The sequence below is a fragment of the Novosphingobium sp. KA1 genome, assembly GCF_017309955.1.
Taxonomy (GTDB): Bacteria; Pseudomonadota; Alphaproteobacteria; order Sphingomonadales; family Sphingomonadaceae; genus Novosphingobium.
In genome coordinates, this window is sequence record NZ_CP021247.1 from 3508873 (window position 1) to 3524870 (window position 15998).

Sequence of the window (15998 nt, forward strand, 5' to 3'; positions counted from 1 at the left end):
CTCCCGGTTGCAGCAATCCCCCGGCGGAGCGATCCGCCGTGGGATTTGCCTTTTCCGGCACCGCGTTAGGCTTTCCTTGAAACCGAGGCGCTAGAAAGCCCTCCATGCTCACGACCAGCCCCCCGGTCCACGAGGACGCGCCCGGCCACTGCGGCACCATCGCCGCCGTGCCATTGCGGGAGCTGGCGAGCGACGTGCGTGCATGGGATGCCCTGGCCCGGCGCGCCAGCGAGGCCAATCCGTTCTACGAAAGCTGGTACCTGCTGCCCTCGCTGCGCCACCTCGCCAGCGGGGAATGCGTAGAGATGCTCCGTTTCGAACGCGATGGCCGCCTCGCGGGCCTGCTGCCCATCGTGCGCAGCCGCCACTATTACCGCTGGCCGGTGCCGAACATGGCAGGCTGGCTGCACGCCAACGCCTTCCTGGGCACCCCATTGATCGAACGCGGCGCAGAGCAGGCCTTCTGGCGCGCGCTGCTCGCATGGGCCGACAGCTCGGCGCGCAGCGCTATGTTCCTGCACTTGCGGGCGATCCCGCTGGGCGGGCCGGTCCATCGCGGCCTCGAGGACGCACTCGGCAACCGTACCGCCGCCATCGTCCACCGCGAGGAACGCGCCCTCCTGCGCTCCGACCTTTCGCCCGGTGCCTACCTGGAAGCCTCGCTTTCCGGGAAGAAGCGCAAGGAAATCCGCCGCCAGTGGAACCGCCTCGGCGAATGCGGCGAGGTCACGGTCGAACGGCTCGGCGGCAGCGACGGGCTTCAGGGCTGGATCGACGAATTTCTGGCGCTCGAAGCGGCAGGCTGGAAAGGCAATGCCGGGTCCGCGCTCGCCAGCCTGGAGACGACGCGGACGCTGTTTCGCGAGGCGCTGTCCGGCGCCGCCGCCGGTGCCCGGCTGGAACGGCTCGCCCTGCGGCTCGACGGCAAGCCGATCGCCATGCTGGCCACATTCCTCACCCCGCCCGGCGCCTTCTCGTTCAAGACCGCGTTTGACGAGAGCTTCGCCCGCTTTTCACCCGGCGTCCTGCTTCAGCGCGAATACCTTGACGTGCTTGCCCGCGCCGACATCGCCTGGACCGACAGCTGCGCGGCGCAGGATCACCCGATGATCGACCACCTCTGGCGCGAGCGCCGCGTGCTTGGCCGCCTCTCCATCGCCATCGGCGGGCCGGTGCGCCGTGCGCTGTTCCAGCGCTTCATGTCCGCCGAACTCGCCCGCAATCCCGCTGGAACCACTGGATGAACGCCCCCGCCCTTCCCGTCTTCGGCGCTCCGGCGCGCGCGCTGTTTGCCGCAAACTACCCCGAAGCGCCGCACAAGCTGCCGCATAGGCTGACCAGCCACCCCTTGCTGGACCTCGAAGCGCTCGCCGTACTGGCGGAAACCGTGCCCGCCAGTTCGGTCGAGTACAACTTCGGCAACCAGCCCCTCGGCATCGACGGCAAGCCCGCGCCCACCGGCATCCCCATCGGCCGCACCATCCGCGAGATCGAGACGACCAACTCCTGGGCCGTCATCAAGAATATCGAGCAGCACCCCGACTACGCCCGCCTGCTCGAAGACCTGCTCGCCGAACTGCGCCCGATGATCGAGGAAAAGACCGGCGCCATGATGAAGCTGCAAGGCTTCATCTTCGTCACCTCGGCAGGCGGCGTCACGCCCTATCACTTCGACCCCGAGCACAACATCCTGCTGCAAGTGCGCGGCCACAAGGTCATGACCCAGTTCCCCGCCGGAGACCACCGCTTCGCGCCGGACGAAGTGCACGAAACCTACCATACCGGGGGCGGCCGCGAGCTGAAATGGCGGGACGAACTGCTGGAAGGCGGCCGCGAATTCGCGCTGGGTTCGGGCGAGGCCGTGTTCGTGCCGGTGATGGCGCCGCATTTTGTGCGGAACGGCACCGAACCTTCGGTTTCGCTCTCGATCACGTGGCGTTCGGAATGGAGCTTTGCCGAAGCGGACGCCCGGGCGTTCAACGGGGTGCTGCGGAAGTTGGGCCTCAAACCCAAGGCGCCGGGGCGCTGGCCGGCGCGCAATCGCGCCAAGGCACTGGCCTGGCGGGTGCTGCGCAAGTTCAAGAAATAAGAGAAAGTCCTGGGGCGCTTCGACAAGCTCGGGAGATCCCCCAGACCCGCAGAATGTCTATGTTGCGCCCTGCCTATCCGTCTTGCGCTCACTGAGAGCCGGGAGACAAATAGCCTGCGGCTGCAAGGAGCGCACAACCGATAGGCGAGGCGCAACGAAGACGGTAATGGGGGTGCAGGGTGGCTATGCTCCCCTGCTTTTACCCTTCCCCCTACTCACTTGACCCACTTAGCCACCTGCTCGCGCTGACGCGGACGGTTGGCGAGACGTTCCTTGAGCGCGGTCAGCGCCTGCACCACCGGCTTGGCCTCGTCGGCCGGAAGCGTGGCGGCATAGGCTTCGATCTTGCCGACCATCGCCGCATCGGTGCTCGAGGCGACGATGCGGGCAAAGAAGCGCGCGCGCCCCGAGTGTTCGATCAGCGCGTCGACCTTGGCCTGATTGGCGCGCACGAAGTCGAAGGCCATTTCCGGGTGCGCGCGGGCGACCGAGGTGATGATCTGCGAAGCGCTGGTGGCATCCGGCGTGCCGGAGATCGCGAAGGCCAGCGATTCCCCGGCCAGCGCGTCGTCCTTGGCGAGGCCGAGGTTCGAGTAGTACATCTGGCGCTCGACAAAGCTGGTGGCGCCGGCGGCCTGCTTGCGCAGCAGTTCCCAGTCTGCGCGGTTGGCGTTGGCGGCGGCGACCGAGAGCCAGGTGCCCTTGAGCGGGCCGTCGAGCGACTGCGGGTTCGTCGTCAGGCCCTGAAGGCGGCGGCGCGCTTCGGCCACGACCTTGGCATCACCCACCGCGCCCAGCGTCTCGATCAGTTGCGCGCGCAGTTCGGTGTCGACCAGCGGCTCGCCGGCAGTGCCGTCGAAGCCCAGCTTGCCGAGACGCGGCGACCAGATCTTCGAGATGCGTGCGCCCAGCGCCGTGCGGGCCGGTTTCGCGGCATCGCCGTCGAGCAGGCCGTAGACCGCCTGCCAGCGCGCCGCGACGTTACCCGACAGCACGGCGTCGGCATTAGGCGAGAAGGCCGAGAGGAAGTCGAGGCCGACCGCCATGTCCTGATACCCCGCCAGCGCCAGCGAGAGGTTGTCGCGGGCAAGGCCGTACTGGTCGATCGGGGCCAGCTTGCCGAACGCGGCGACCAGCGCCTTGATCGCCGGGGCCGGATAGAGCGTGCGGTAGTAGCCGAGCTGCCCTGCATTGACGAGGACCGGGCCGCAACCGGCCAGGGTCATGCTTTCGCTGCGCTGCGCCATCAGGTGACGGGCGGGCGCGGCATCGCCGACACGCACCAGCAGCGGCATCGGCCAGACGGGCGCGGTCGTGCCGCGTGCGGCGGGGTCGAGCGAGAAGGCATCCTGCGTCAGGTCGAGGCGGGTCTGGCCGTTCTGGCACGACACCGCGTTGACGCGCAGCAGCGGCACGCCCGGCGTGTGGGTGAAGGCCTCGGCGATGCGGTCCACGTCCTTGCCGCCGGCAGCTTCCATCGCCGCCCAGAGATCGCGGCTGGAGGTGTTCGAGTAGGCGTGGCGCTTCATGTAGAGGCGCATGCCGTCACGCCAGGTGTCGGGCCCGACGTAGTCCTCCAGCATCGAGATGACCGCCTGCCCCTTCTGGTAGGTGATCGAATCGAAGGCCTGCTCCATTTCCGAAACGGTGCGGACCTTCTGCACCACCGGGTGGGTGGTGGGCAGCGCATCGAGCGCCATCGCGCCTTCGCGGCCGTCGACGGCGCCCAGCTTCCAGTTCCAGTCCGGATTGAAGTGATCGGTCGCCTTGGCGGCAAACCAGCTGGCAAAACCCTCGTTCAGCCAGATGTCGTCCCACCAGGCCATCGTCACCAGATCGCCGAACCACTGGTGCGCGGTCTCGTGCGCCTGCACGCTGTAGATGCTCTGCTTGCCGGAGGGGCTGGTGGTCTTGGGATCGAGCAGCAGGATACGCTCGAAGGTCATGATCGCGCCCCAGTTCTCCATCGCACCGAAGAACTGCGAGGTGCCGGGGGCGGCGATGTTGTCCAGCTTGGGCAGCGGGAACTTGACGCCGAAGTAGTCATCGAACCACGGCAGGATCTGGGCCAGGCCCTCGCGCGCATAATCGGCCTGCGCGCCGCTGCCCGCAGGCGCGACGATGCCGACGTCGACGCCGTCCGCCGCCTTTTGCGACGAGCGTTCGAAATCGCCCATGCCGAAGAACAGCAGGTAGGAACTCATCTTCGGCGTCGTCGCGAACGTCACGCGCTTGAGGCCGCCGGCGAGCATTTCCTGCCCCTTCACCGGCATGTTGCCGAGCGCCATGCGGTCGGCCGGAACGATGGCCGAAACGTCGAAGGTCGCCTTGTAGCTGGGCTCGTCGAAGCTCGGCACGAAGCGGCGGGCGTCGGGGGCCTCGAACTGGGTGAACAGGCCGCGCACTTCCTTGCCGGTGCGCTTGTCGGGATAGTCGAGCGCGAAGAGGCCCGAGGGCTGCGTGCCGATCTTGCCCGCATAGGCCACGTCGAGGCGGTACTGCCCCGGCGCGATGGCCTTGGGGGCGGCAAAGCGCAGGGTCTGCGCGGCCTCGTCGGCCGTGGTGGTCAGGGCGACCGGCTTGCCGTCGGCGCCGACGAGCGCAGCGCTCGAGACCGCAAGGCCGTTGCCGTGCAGCGTCAGCGCGTCGGTGGCGGAAAAGACAGTGACGTCGATCGAGACCTTGCCGGTGAAGGTCAGCGCCTGCGCGTCGGGCGTCACTTCGATGCGGTAATGCGTCGGACGGGCGTTGCGCGGCAGGTCGCTCGGCACGGTTTCGGGCAGCGGGGCGAGGGTTGCGGCAACTGGAGCAGCCGGCGCGCTGGCGGCGAATGCATGGGCGGAAACGGCAAAGGCAATCACGGCACCGGCCGTGGCAAGGTTACGCAGGGTAGAACGCATGAAAGAGAGGCTCCGAGAAATCGGGTACTGTTTGCGCAGGCAGGACGCCGCGCCAGCCGTGCGCGCGTGTTAGCCCGAAGCCTGGCTGCGAACCACCCTGATGCCATGTCGTTTGTCGATGGGAATCATACCTTGGTATTGAAGGCGGCGCGCGACATCCCCTCGCTTTTGTGCGATTTTTCACACTTCCGAAGTGCGACTCGGAGGCTTCCATGACCCAGTTCCATCGCGATGCCGCCAAACGGCCTGCCACGACCCGCCCGCCATCCACCCGCGTTTTCACCCGCACATGGGGCATCGTCCTTGCCCTGACGGCCTCCGCCATGACCACCCCCGGCGCCGCGAGAGACGGCTCCGGCCTCTATGATCTGGTCGGCATGCGGGCGAGTTCGGCGGAACGCGAACTGCGCGATCGCGGTTATCGTTTCCAGACCGGTTACGCCGGGGACAAGAACCGCCACGCCTTCTGGTGGAACAGCAAGCACGACCGCTGCGTGGACGTGAAGACCCGCGACGGACGCATTCGCGCCATCGACGATGCCTCGGCCAAGGATTGCGGCAAGAAGTCCGGTTCGGGCACGGGAACCGCGGTGGCCGTCGTCGCCGGTGCCGCGCTGATCGCCGCCCTCGCAGCGTCCGCTTCGCACAAGTCGGACGCCAAGAAGAGCAGCGACGGCCCCTCAGGCAACGGAAACGGCGCCGTCACCGTGTCTGACCTCAACGGCTGGCGCGCCTCCACGGCCGACAGCGAACTGCGCAATCGCGGCTTCGCCAATGTCGACGCCTTCCAGAGCGGCAATACCTCCTACACGATCTGGTATCGCCGGGAATCCGCCCAGTGCGTGCAGATGACCACCGCGGACGGCAAGGCCAGCGACGTGCGCGACATCGGCACGCACGAGAAGTGCAAGTGATGCCTCACCCGCCCGGGTGATAGAAATCGTAGATCGTCTGCGCCACTGCCGCGCTGACGCCGGGGGCACGCTGGAGGTCTTCCAGGCTGGCCGCCCTCACCTTGCCCGCCGTGCCGAAGTGCAGCAGCAGGGCACGCTTGCGCGCCGGGCCGATGCCGGGGATCTCGTCCAGCGGGCTGGCGGTGATCGCGCGGCTGCGCTTGGCGCGGTGCGCACCGATCACGAAGCGGTGAACCTCGTCGCGCAGGCGCTGGAGATGGAACAGCAGCGGTGAGTTCACCGGCAGCATCTTCTCGCGCCCGTCGGGGAAGTGGAACACCTCGCGCCCTTCGCGCCCGTGGTTGGGGCCCTTGGCGATGGCGATGAGGTTGACGTCCTCGATGCCGAGTTCCTCCAGCGCGTCCTTCACCGCGCTCATCTGCCCCTTGCCGCCGTCGATCAGCACGAGGTCGGGCCATGTCCCGCTTTCGCGCTCGGGGTCTTCTTCCTGAACACGGCCGAAGCGGCGGGTCATGACTTCGCGCATCATCGCAAAGTCGTCGTTCGACTGCGCCTCGCGGATGTTGAACTTGCGGTACTGGCTGGTGAGGAAACCCTCCGGCCCCGCCACCACCATCGCGCCGACCGCCTTGCTGCCCTGAATGTGCGAGTTGTCGTAGACTTCCACGCGCTGCGGCAGGTCCGGCAGTTCCAGGAATTCGGCCATCTCGCGCCAGATCTTCGCCTGCGATCCGCGTTCGGCCATGCGCCGGTCGAGCGCCTCGACCGCATTGCGCAGGGCCTGGTCCATCAGCCGGCGGCGGTTGCCGCGCTGGGGGACCGAGATCTCGACCTTGCCGCCCGCCAGTTCCCGGAACGCCTCGGCCATGAGTTCGGCCTCGGGCAGTTCACGGTCGACCAGGATCGTGCGCGCGGGCGGCACTTCCTCGTAGAACTGGGCGAGAAAGCTCTGGAACACCTCTTCTTCCGACAGTCCCTCGGTGTGGCTCGGGAAAAACGCGCGGTGCCCCCAGTTCTGGCCGCCGCGAATGAAAAAGGCCTGCACGCCGATCTGGCCGTTCCTGGCCGCCATCGCGAAGATGTCGGCGCTGTCCATGCCCTCGGCATTGATCGCCTGACTGCCCTGGATGAACGTCGCCGCGCGCAGACGGTCGCGCAGCATGGCGGCGCGCTCGAAGTCCAGCGCTTCGGCGGCTTCGGCCATCTGGCTCTCGATCTTCTTCTGCACCGCGCTGGACTTGCCGCCGAGGAAGTCCTTGGCCTCCTTCACGAGTTCGCCGTAACCCGCCTCGTCGATCCGGCCGACGCAAGGGGCCGAACAGCGCTTGATCTGGTAGAGCAGGCAGGGCCGGTCGCGCCGCGCGAAGAAGCTGTCGGTGCAGGAGCGCAGCAGGAACAGCTTCTGCAGCGCGTTGATCGTGGTGTTGACCGATCCGGCACTGGCGAAGGGGCCGTAATAATTGCCCTTCATCTTGCGCGCGCCGCGATGCTTCATGATGCGCGGGAAGTCATGCTCGGCGCGCAGCAGGATAAAGGGGAACGACTTGTCGTCGCGCAGCAGCACGTTGTAGGCGGGGCGGAAGCGCTTGATCAGCTGCGCTTCCAGCAGCAGCGCCTCGGCCTCGGAATTGGTGGTGACGATGGTCATGCTGCGCGTCTGGCTGACCATGCGCTGCAGGCGGATCGGCAAGCGTTCCCACTGCGTGTAATTGGTCACGCGGTTGCGCAGCACCCGCGCCTTGCCGACGTAGAGCACGTCGCCGCGCGCGTCCTGCATGCGGTAGACGCCGGGCTTGGCGGGCAGCGTGCGCACGACCTCGCGGATCGCTTCCACGCCTTTCATCAGGTCGGGCTGGTCCGAGCCGCGCAGGGCCGAGGTCGCCTGCTCCTCGTTGAAGCGTGCGGTGCCCTTGGGGTGTTCAGGAGTTCCGGCAGGTGTTCGCGCCATGCCCGCCAGATAGGGTATCCGTGCCGGATCGGGTAGCCCCGGCACGGATCAATCCAGAGTCCGTTTGAAAAATGCCCGTGGGGCATTTTTGATGCGGTACCGGCCCGCTCCCCCACCCGACCTCCCACAACAGTGTATCCTGGATGGGAGGTCGGGTGGGGGAGCGGGCCGGTGCCGCAAAATCCGCCCATGGCGGATTTTCAGACAAGTACTCAGAACATCTTGCGCACGTCGATGCCGATCACACGACCTTGCGGGCTGCGATAGGCGCGCTGGTAGGCGATCGGCGTCAGGCCATTGTCGTCGGTGACCTTCTGGCGCGAATCGAGCAGGTTGTCGGCCACGAACGACACGCGCATGCCCTTGAGGAACGGCACTTTCTTCACCAGCTCTTCCTTGCGGCCGAGGTCGGCGAAGATGCGCAGGTTGGCCACGAACGTGCTGCCGAAGCGCAAGTCGGTGCTGCCCGGCGCGCCGGTGCCGTCCACCGTGCTGGGCGCATCCCACTCGGCCTTCAGGCGGAAACCGTAGCCGTTGGAGAACAGGCCGCCCTCGGCCTCGATGGCATGGCGCGGCACGCCGCCCGCCGTCAGCGCCTCGCCGTTCAGCTGGTCGAGTTCGGGCACACCCTCGGCGATCCGCACCCGGTCGGTAAAGCGCCAGGTGTGGTAGATCGACAGGTTCCAGCGCGTACCCTGCGGCCCGCGACCACCGCCCATCATCGGCGGCGGCCCGCCGGAGCCGCCCGGACCACCAGGGCCACGAGCTCCGGCACCGGCACCGCCCGGTCCCCCCGAAGAAGGCCCGCCCGGCGGCGGCCCGCCAAATCCGCCCGGACCGCCCTGCCCTTGCGCGCCGATGCTGCCCGAGAGATTGAGCCCCCAGCGGATGCGCGAACTGGTTTCCTGATCGAACGTCACCGCACGGCGGTCCAGCGCGATCAGGTTGCCGTCGGCATCACGCGTCACCCGGCCCGCGAAGGCGGATTCCACCGCCGGGGTCAGCATCGGGAAGGCCTCGGAGACGTCGTTCGATCGGTTGTGGAAGTACTCCACCATCAGGTTGGAGCGCTGCAGGAACGGCAGCTGCCAGGTCGCGCCCAGCTTGATGTCGCGCTGCTTTTCCTTGACCAGATCGGGATTGCCGCCGCTCGTCACCGTCACCAGCGCCGTCCGGTTCTGGGTGAAGTCGTAGACCGAGACGTTGTAGGTCTGCACGATCGGCGCGCCGAGCTGGGTGAGCGTGGGCGCCGCCTCCTCGACGATATAGCTCGCCTGGAAGCTCAGCCTGTCGGTCGGCGACCAGGTGACACCTGCGCTCCAGTTGTAAAGCGTGCCGAAGTCCGAGAGGTGATCGAGCCCGCCGCTGAGGTTCAGCGTGATGTCGCCCACCGCCCCCAGCGTATCGCGGCTGCGGCTGGTCAGCGGCAGCGCGAGATTGACGAGGCCCGAGAGGTCCCCGCGCGTCAGGCCGATCCGGCCCACATCGGAAGCCGTGTTCTCGCTATTGCTATGCGTATAGTCGTAGCCGCCCTTGAAAGTCAGGTTGGCATCGCCCGCCGGCATCGTGAACGGACGGCCCGAAAGCGTCGCCATCGAGGACAATGTCGTCGTGCGGTTACGCGCTTCGTCCACACCGGCACCGGGCACGAAAGGCAGGGCCCCGTCGATGGCCAGATCGCCCGCCGCCGCCGCCGCGACCAGACCCGAGGTGTCCCGGCGCCGGTCGGTATCGGTCTGGGTGATCGTGTAGCCGGCATCGTTGGTCACGTTGAAATTCCAGGTGCCGAGCATGCGGCTATAGCCAAGCCCGGCCTGGAACTGGTTGGTCTCCACCCGCGTCGCCAGCGGATCGGGCAAGGCGCGGACCGCCGAATCGCCGTCCTGCACCAGCGTGACTGTATCGAGGCCCGACCAGCTGTTGGTGACCGAATGTGTGAAGGTGCCGTTGGTGGTGAACGAACCGTCGAGCCCGTCCTTGCCGATGCCCTGTGTCATGGTGCCGTTCAGCGTGAATTCGGAATCGGCTGCCGCAAGGCTGCGATAGTGCGCCGGGCTGGGATCCCCCGCGACGGTGGGAACGCTGCCCTCGGCCTGCGTGACGCCCCGCTCGTCCTCGGTGAGCATCGAGGTATCGCTATATTTTGCGGTGACGTTGTAACGGCGCGGCCCGGCCACCTTGAACAGCCCGGTCTGCAATTCGTAATTGTCATAGCCGCCGCGCGTCGGGCGGTTGTATTCCCCGGCGGCGGTCGCGGCGTCGAACTTCTTCTTGAGGATGATGTTCACCACCCGCTGGTTGGCGGCATACCCGAAACGCAGGGCGACCTCCTCGGGCAGGACTTCCAGGCGGCGGATGGCCTCGGGCGGAATGTCGCGCATCTCGCGGAAGCTGGTGATGCGCTGGCCGTTGACCAGCATCACCGGCCCGCCGCTTCCCCGCCCGCGGCCGCTGCCGGTCTGCGGCGAGATCGCATCGATCAGTTCGCTGATCGAGTTGACGCCGTACGCGGCAATGTCGTCCTCGTCGAAGGTCTGGATCGGCTGCTGCGGCACATCGAGCTGCCCCGCGACCCGCGCCGCGGTGACGACGATGTCCTTGCCGCGCGTGGTGGGCACGATCGTCACCGTGCCTTGCGCATTCAGCTGCGCTTCCGGATCCGGTTTCGGCGCTGCGGAACTGGCCGGCGCGCTCCCGGCGCCGCCGGACGCTTCCGCCGCATCGTCATGCACCGTGCTCAGCCTGCCGGTGGCTGCCACCGGCCCGTCCTGCGCATGGGCCAGGACAGGAGCCATCGCCGACAGGCTGACGCCCGCCGCAAAGGCGATCGTATGAACACTACGCAACTCGGATCTCCGCCAAAAGACAGGGTCGCTATCCCCCGCAGGGCAGATGCCGCGAGTGCGAAACGGCCGCAAGCCGACCTGCGGTAACATTTTGTCGCAAGGCCGCTGCCAGAAGGTGAAATCCGGTCAATTCAACCGAATGTTCGCCAAGGCTTCCATTTTCGGCGAGTCGTGGCTATGTCGCGCCCCAACGACAAAGCTAGCTTACGGATATTGATCGCCGATGGCGAAAGAAGAACTTCTCGAAATGCGCGGCCGTGTGGTCGAACTGCTTCCCAACGCGATGTTCCGCGTCGAGCTCGAAAATGGCCACGAGATCCTGGGCCACACCGCCGGCAAGATGCGCAAGAACCGCATCCGCGTGCTCGTCGGTGACGAGGTCCTCGTCGAACTGACCCCTTACGACCTTACCAAGGGCCGTATCACCTACCGCTTCATGCCTGGTCGCGGTGGCCCCGGTCAGTACTGATGCCGCGTCCCCTGAAGGGGACGCTATCGTTTCGGCTGGCCCCGTTTCGGTGAACGACGCTTCAGGCGGACCGCGCCTGCTGCTTGCCTCGGCGAGCCCGCGTCGGCGCGAACTGATCGGACGGCTTGGCGTGACACCGCACGCCGTCGTCGCCGCCGACATCGACGAGACGCATGACGCGCGCGAACATCCGCGCGCCTACGCCCGCCGCATGGCGCGCAAAAAGGCGCTCGCGGTGACTGCGGACGACGTGCATATCCTGGCAGGCGACACGGTTGTGGCCTGCGGACGCCGCGTGCTGCCCAAGGCCGAGGACGAGAAGACCGCGCGCGAATGCCTCGCGCTGCTCTCGGGCCGCCGTCACCGCGTGCTTTCCGCCATTGCCCTCAGATCCCCCGACGGCACCCTGCGCGAACGGCTGTCCGAAACGATCGTCTGCTTCAAGTCGCTCTCGAAGGATGAGGTCGAGGCCTATATCGCCGGCGGCGAGTGGCACGGCAAGGCAGGCGGTTATGCCATCCAGGGCAGTGCCGAAGGGCTGATCACCTGGATTTCCGGCAGCCATTCCGGCGTCGTCGGCCTCCCCCTGTTCGAAACGCGCGCGCTGCTCAAGGCAGCCGGCTTCGCCATTGGCTGAATGGCTGGTCGAGGACGGGATCGGCGAGACCCGCGCGGTCCTCGTCGATAACGGCACCGTTCTGGCCGCCCGGCTGGAATGGCACACCGGCCTGAGGTCCGGCGAAGTGGCCGATGCCGTGCTTATCAGCCGCAGCAAGGGGGCGAAGCGCGGCACCGCCCGCTTCCCCTCGGGCGAGGAAGCCCTGGTCGACGGACTGCCCGCCGATGCCAGTGAAGGCGCACCGATCCGGCTGATCGTCACCCGCTCCGCGATGGCCGAGACCGGCCGCCTCAAGCGCGCCCAGGCGCGGCCCAGCGAACTGGACCCGCGCCCGGCCCCCTCGCTCGGCGAATCGCTGCGCGCAGGCGGCATGGCGGTACGCCGTCTGCGCGCCTTTGCCGAAGATCCCTGGCCCGAACTCTTCGCCGAGGCCTTCTCGGGCGAAGTCCTGTTCGACGGCGGCGCGCTGCTGGTCATCCCGACCCCGGCGATGACGCTGATCGACATCGACGGCACCCTGCCCCCTGCCGCGCTTGCCCGCGCGGCCGTGCCGGCAATCGCCCGCGCGCTGGAACAGTTCGACCTTGGCGGATCGATCGGCATCGATTTCCCGACGCTGGAGCGCAAGGACGAGCGCAAGGCCATTGACCAGGCGCTGGCCGAGGCGCTCGACCACTGGCCGCACCAGTCCACGGCAATGAACGGCTTCGGCTTCGTGCAGATCATCGCCCGGCTGGAACGCCCCTCGATTCTCCACCGCCTGCACCACGATCCCGCCGGCGCCTGCGCCCGCCTGCTGCTGCGCCAGGCCGAGCGCGTCACGCAGCCGGGCACGCTCCTGCTCACCGCCCATCCGCGTGTGCGGGCAAAAGTCCTGCCGCAGTGGGAGGCCGAACTCGCCCGCCGCACCGGCCGCGCGCTGCAATGGCACGAGGACGCCGCGCTTGCGCTCACCGGCGGATTCGCGCAGGCGATCACGTCATGACCACCAAGACCCGCAAGTGCCCGATCTGCGGCAATCCGCGCAGCGAAGAGCACACTCCGTTCTGCTCCAAGGGCTGCCGCGACCGCGACCTCCTGAAATGGCTCGACGACGGCTATGCCCTGCCCGGCCAGCCCGCCGACCCGGATCTGCCGGAACTGTCGCGGCCGAATATTTTTCCACAGGACGATTAAGACCCGATGTCATTTTAAGGTTGCCAAGGCCCGCTGCCTTCGCCATAGGCCCGCCACCGACACGGTACGGAAGCTTCGGCACCGCACCGGACCAGGGATGCCCGGGTAGCTCAGTTGGTAGAGCACATGACTGAAAATCATGGTGTCGGCGGTTCGATCCCGTCCCCGGGCACCACTTCCTCAGCAGGAAGTGGTGCCTTTTCCTTTTCCGCTCCCTGAAATTTCATAGCGCCCTTTCAAGCCTCGGGTATGGTCAGGGTCGCCCTCAGGCCGCCTTCCGCCCGCTCCACGAAAGACAGCTTGCCGCCAAACCGCATCATCAAGCGGTGCGCGGTGGGAATGCCCAGGCCGAATCCCGGCGTATCGCGGCTGCGCGCCTCGTCGAGACGGAAGAACGGCGTCAGCACGTCCTCGAAGTGCGCCGCGGGAATGCCGGGGCCGGAATCCTCGACCTCGATCTCCCATGCGCCGGACATCCGGCCGATCCGCACATCCGCCTCGCCGCCATAACGCACGGCATTCTCCACCAGCGCCGCCAGCGCCAGGCGAACCGGCTCCGCATAAGTGGTTGCAATGGCCGTCTCCGGCCCCAGCACATGGACCCGCCCCGCATAAGGCGCCGCGAGCGCGCCGGTCAGCGCCGCGAGATCGACCGCCTCGGCCTCGCTGGCCAGATGCTGGGCGCGCAGATAGCCCTGAAGCGAGGCCAGCAGCCCCTCCATCTCATCGATGCTGCCCGCCACGATCTCGGAGATCTCGCGGTCGTCGATAAGATCCACCGCAACCCGCTGGCGCGCCAGCGGCGTGCGCAAGTCATGGCTGATCGCCTCGAACGAGCGCGCCTGATCCTCGAGCAGCCGGGCGATGCGCTCCTGCATCACGTTCATGGCATGGGCGAGGTTCTGCAGGTCCTCGGGACCGCGCTCGTCGATCTCCACGCGCTGGCCATGCCCGATGGCATCGGCGGCCAGCGCCAGGCGCCTGAGCGGCCGCGTAAGCAGGCGCAGCAAGAGCAGACCCACCGCAAGACAGGCCAGCGCGGTGAAGAAGGTCAGGATCGTCGCCCTCAGGGCGATCGGCCACATCGCCCCGAAATCACGCGAACGGAAGTTCAGCCACTGCCCGTCGGCAAGGCGAATCGAGCCCACCAGATCGCGCCCGCCTCCGCGCTTGTCCGCGAAGGCAAGATGCAGCGGCCGCGTCGCCAGCCCCGGCTCCCAGTGCACGACCTGCCCCGCAATCAGCTGCAGCGTCCGCCCCTGCCCCATGCGGGGCACCGCAGGCGCGGCATCCACGCGCGCATCGAGATGCCGCGTCGACATCACTTCGGCCGTTCGCCGGGCATCGAGACGGTGCAGCCGGTCGCTCACCACCAGCAATTCGGCGATGCGCCGCGCGTGATCCTCGCGCAGCGTCTGGCGGTCGATGGCCTGATAGAAGGCGATGCTGCCCCCCAGCTGCACCAGCCCGAGCAGGAGCAGCAACGACGCGGCCTGCACGGCCAGGCGGGGCGAACGGAAATGCGGCACTCTCACCTCTCTTCTCGGCGGCGCCATGCTCCATCGTTCCGCCTGCGCGGGGGCAGCGCCTTGCCTCGGGCTCTCACCCGCATGCACGCGCGTCAATGGCCCGCGCAAGGGCAGCAACGTTTTGACATGGCCCGTCACCTCCCCGTTTTAGAGCAAAAATCCGCGAGGGCGGCGATGCAATTGCATAAAACGGCATTCGGTCACAAATTGTCGCACTTGCGAAATGCCGGCTTGCGGTCGTCGCCGATTGCCTCGATAGCTCGCGCACTTTTCCGTGATCGGGTGCGCAACTTGAAATCGACCATGCCTTTGACGATTCCAGCCCCTCTTTCCGCCCTTCCCTTCCGCCGGACCGCGCTGTCGCTGGTCATCGCCTCGCTGCTGGTCAGTTGCTCGGGCGAAAAGAAGGATGACAAGCGCCCACCCACGCAAGTCGGCTACATCGTCGCCCAGCCCTCGACCGTGCCCGTCGCGGTGACGCTCAGCGGCCGCACCGTGGCCTACGAGACCAGCGAAGTGCGCCCGCAGGTCACCGGCGTGATCGTCAAGCGCTTCTTCACCGAGGGCACCCTCGTGAAGGCAGGGCAGCCGCTCTACCAGATCGACCCCAGCCTCTACCGCGCCGCGGTGAACCAGGCTTCGGCCGATCTCGCCAGTGCCCGCGCCACGGCCGAGGCGGCCGGTGCCAAGGCCCAGCGCTACAAGCCGCTGGCCGACATGGAGGCCGTCGCCAAGCAGGACTACGCCGATGCACTGGCAACCGCGCGCTCGGCCAATGCCTCGATCGCGCAGAACGCCGCCACGCTCGACACCGCGAAGATCAACTTGCGCTTCACCACCGTGCCGGCGCCGATCAGCGGCCGCATCGGTCGCTCGTTGATCACCGTCGGCGCGCTTGCCAGCGCCAGCCAGACCGATCCGCTCGCGGTGATCCAGCGCATGGACCCGATCTACGTCGACATGCAGCAGTCCGCCGCCGAAATCACCGCGCTGCGCCGCAAGCTGGCGGCCGGCGGCGTCATCCCCGGCAGCACCACCGTGCACCTCACCTTCGATGACGGCAGCCAGTACGCGCTGCCCGGCACCGTGCGCTTCTCCGAAGTGACCGTGGACGAAGGCACCGGCACCGTGACCCTGCGCGCCGAGTTCCCGAACCCCGACGGCCTGCTGCTTCCCGGCATGTTCGTCTCGGCGGTGTTCGACCAGGCCAACGACCCCAATGCCTTCCTCGTGCCGCAGAACGCCGTGCAGCGCGATTTCGACGGCTCGGCTTACGTCATGGTGGTCGGCGCCGACGGCAAGGCGGCCCGCCGCAAGATCGAGACCAACCGGACGAACGGGCCCAACTCGGTCGTGACCTCGGGCCTGCAGCGCGGCGACAAGGTGATCGTCCAGGGTCTCAACGGCCTCAAGCAGGGCGCCGAGATCAAGGCCGTGCTGTCCACCGCGCCGCAGGAAGTGAAGCCCCAGTCCGGCAAGCCCGGCGCAGCCAAGGGCCACTGATCCTC

At 67.5% G+C, this 15998-nt stretch carries 12 protein-coding genes and 1 tRNA gene; 9 read left to right on the forward strand and 4 right to left on the reverse strand.

Features of this window, described 5'->3' with window-relative positions:
* Positions 1-104 precede the first annotated feature (104 nt).
* Both CA833_RS16910 and CA833_RS16915 read left to right on the forward strand, forming a co-directional pair.
* Entirely contained in the window at positions 105-1244 is a 1140-nt protein-coding gene (locus CA833_RS16910) for a GNAT family N-acetyltransferase (protein WP_207078706.1), read from the forward strand.
* The gene (locus CA833_RS16915; RefSeq protein ID WP_207078707.1) at positions 1241-2089 is read left to right on the forward strand and encodes a transcriptional regulator; all 849 of its coding nucleotides are present in this window, start codon (positions 1241-1243) and stop codon (positions 2087-2089) included. Before CA833_RS16910 ends, CA833_RS16915 begins: the two co-directional genes overlap by 4 nt.
* A gap of 215 nt (positions 2090-2304) precedes the next feature.
* Here CA833_RS16915 and CA833_RS16920 read toward each other — a convergent pair whose 3' ends face one another.
* Entirely contained in the window at positions 2305-4989 is a 2685-nt protein-coding gene (locus tag CA833_RS16920; RefSeq protein ID WP_207078708.1) for a M1 family metallopeptidase, read from the reverse strand.
* 212 nt (positions 4990-5201) lie between these two features.
* Between CA833_RS16920 and CA833_RS16925 the strand changes: the two genes are divergently transcribed.
* The gene (locus CA833_RS16925) at positions 5202-5903 is read left to right on the forward strand and encodes a hypothetical protein (RefSeq protein WP_207078709.1); all 702 of its coding nucleotides are present in this window, start codon (positions 5202-5204) and stop codon (positions 5901-5903) included.
* 4 nt (positions 5904-5907) lie between these two features.
* On the opposite strand, the gene uvrC is transcribed toward CA833_RS16925, so the two are convergent.
* The gene (gene uvrC, locus CA833_RS16930; protein ID WP_185928759.1) at positions 5908-7851 is read right to left on the reverse strand and encodes an excinuclease ABC subunit UvrC; all 1944 of its coding nucleotides are present in this window, start codon (positions 7849-7851) and stop codon (positions 5908-5910) included.
* Positions 7852-8063: 212 nt separating this feature from the next.
* The gene (locus CA833_RS16935; RefSeq protein ID WP_207078710.1) at positions 8064-10697 is read right to left on the reverse strand and encodes a TonB-dependent receptor; all 2634 of its coding nucleotides are present in this window, start codon (positions 10695-10697) and stop codon (positions 8064-8066) included.
* Between the two features lie 223 nt (positions 10698-10920).
* Between CA833_RS16935 and infA the strand changes: the two genes are divergently transcribed.
* The 5 genes from infA to CA833_RS16960 all read left to right on the forward strand — a co-directional run bounded on the left by infA (position 10921) and on the right by CA833_RS16960 (position 13136).
* Complete coding sequence (infA, locus tag CA833_RS16940; protein WP_007014967.1) at positions 10921-11166, forward strand: translation initiation factor IF-1; 246 nt, start codon at positions 10921-10923, stop codon at positions 11164-11166.
* Complete coding sequence (locus CA833_RS16945; RefSeq protein WP_207078711.1) at positions 11147-11803, forward strand: nucleoside triphosphate pyrophosphatase; 657 nt, start codon at positions 11147-11149, stop codon at positions 11801-11803. The genes infA and CA833_RS16945 overlap by 20 nt, the downstream gene beginning before the upstream one ends.
* Positions 11796-12770, forward strand: coding sequence for a ribonuclease E/G (locus CA833_RS16950; RefSeq protein ID WP_207078712.1), 975 nt, complete (start codon positions 11796-11798; stop codon positions 12768-12770). Before CA833_RS16945 ends, CA833_RS16950 begins: the two co-directional genes overlap by 8 nt.
* Entirely contained in the window at positions 12767-12961 is a 195-nt protein-coding gene (locus CA833_RS16955) for a DNA gyrase inhibitor YacG (protein WP_142633168.1), read from the forward strand. Before CA833_RS16950 ends, CA833_RS16955 begins: the two co-directional genes overlap by 4 nt.
* A 99-nt stretch (positions 12962-13060) precedes the next feature.
* Positions 13061-13136 (forward strand) — tRNA-Phe (locus tag CA833_RS16960).
* 61 nt (positions 13137-13197) lie between these two features.
* Here the strand turns inward: CA833_RS16960 and CA833_RS16965 are convergent.
* Positions 13198-14490, reverse strand: a complete 1293-nt coding sequence (locus CA833_RS16965; protein WP_242526165.1) for a HAMP domain-containing sensor histidine kinase — start codon at positions 14488-14490, stop codon at positions 13198-13200.
* Positions 14491-14793: 303 nt separating this feature from the next.
* Between CA833_RS16965 and CA833_RS16970 the strand changes: the two genes are divergently transcribed.
* Positions 14794-15993: an efflux RND transporter periplasmic adaptor subunit gene (locus tag CA833_RS16970; RefSeq protein ID WP_142633165.1), complete on the forward strand. Its 1200-nt coding sequence runs from the start codon at positions 14794-14796 to the stop codon at positions 15991-15993.
* The last annotated feature ends 5 nt before the right edge of the window (positions 15994-15998 follow it).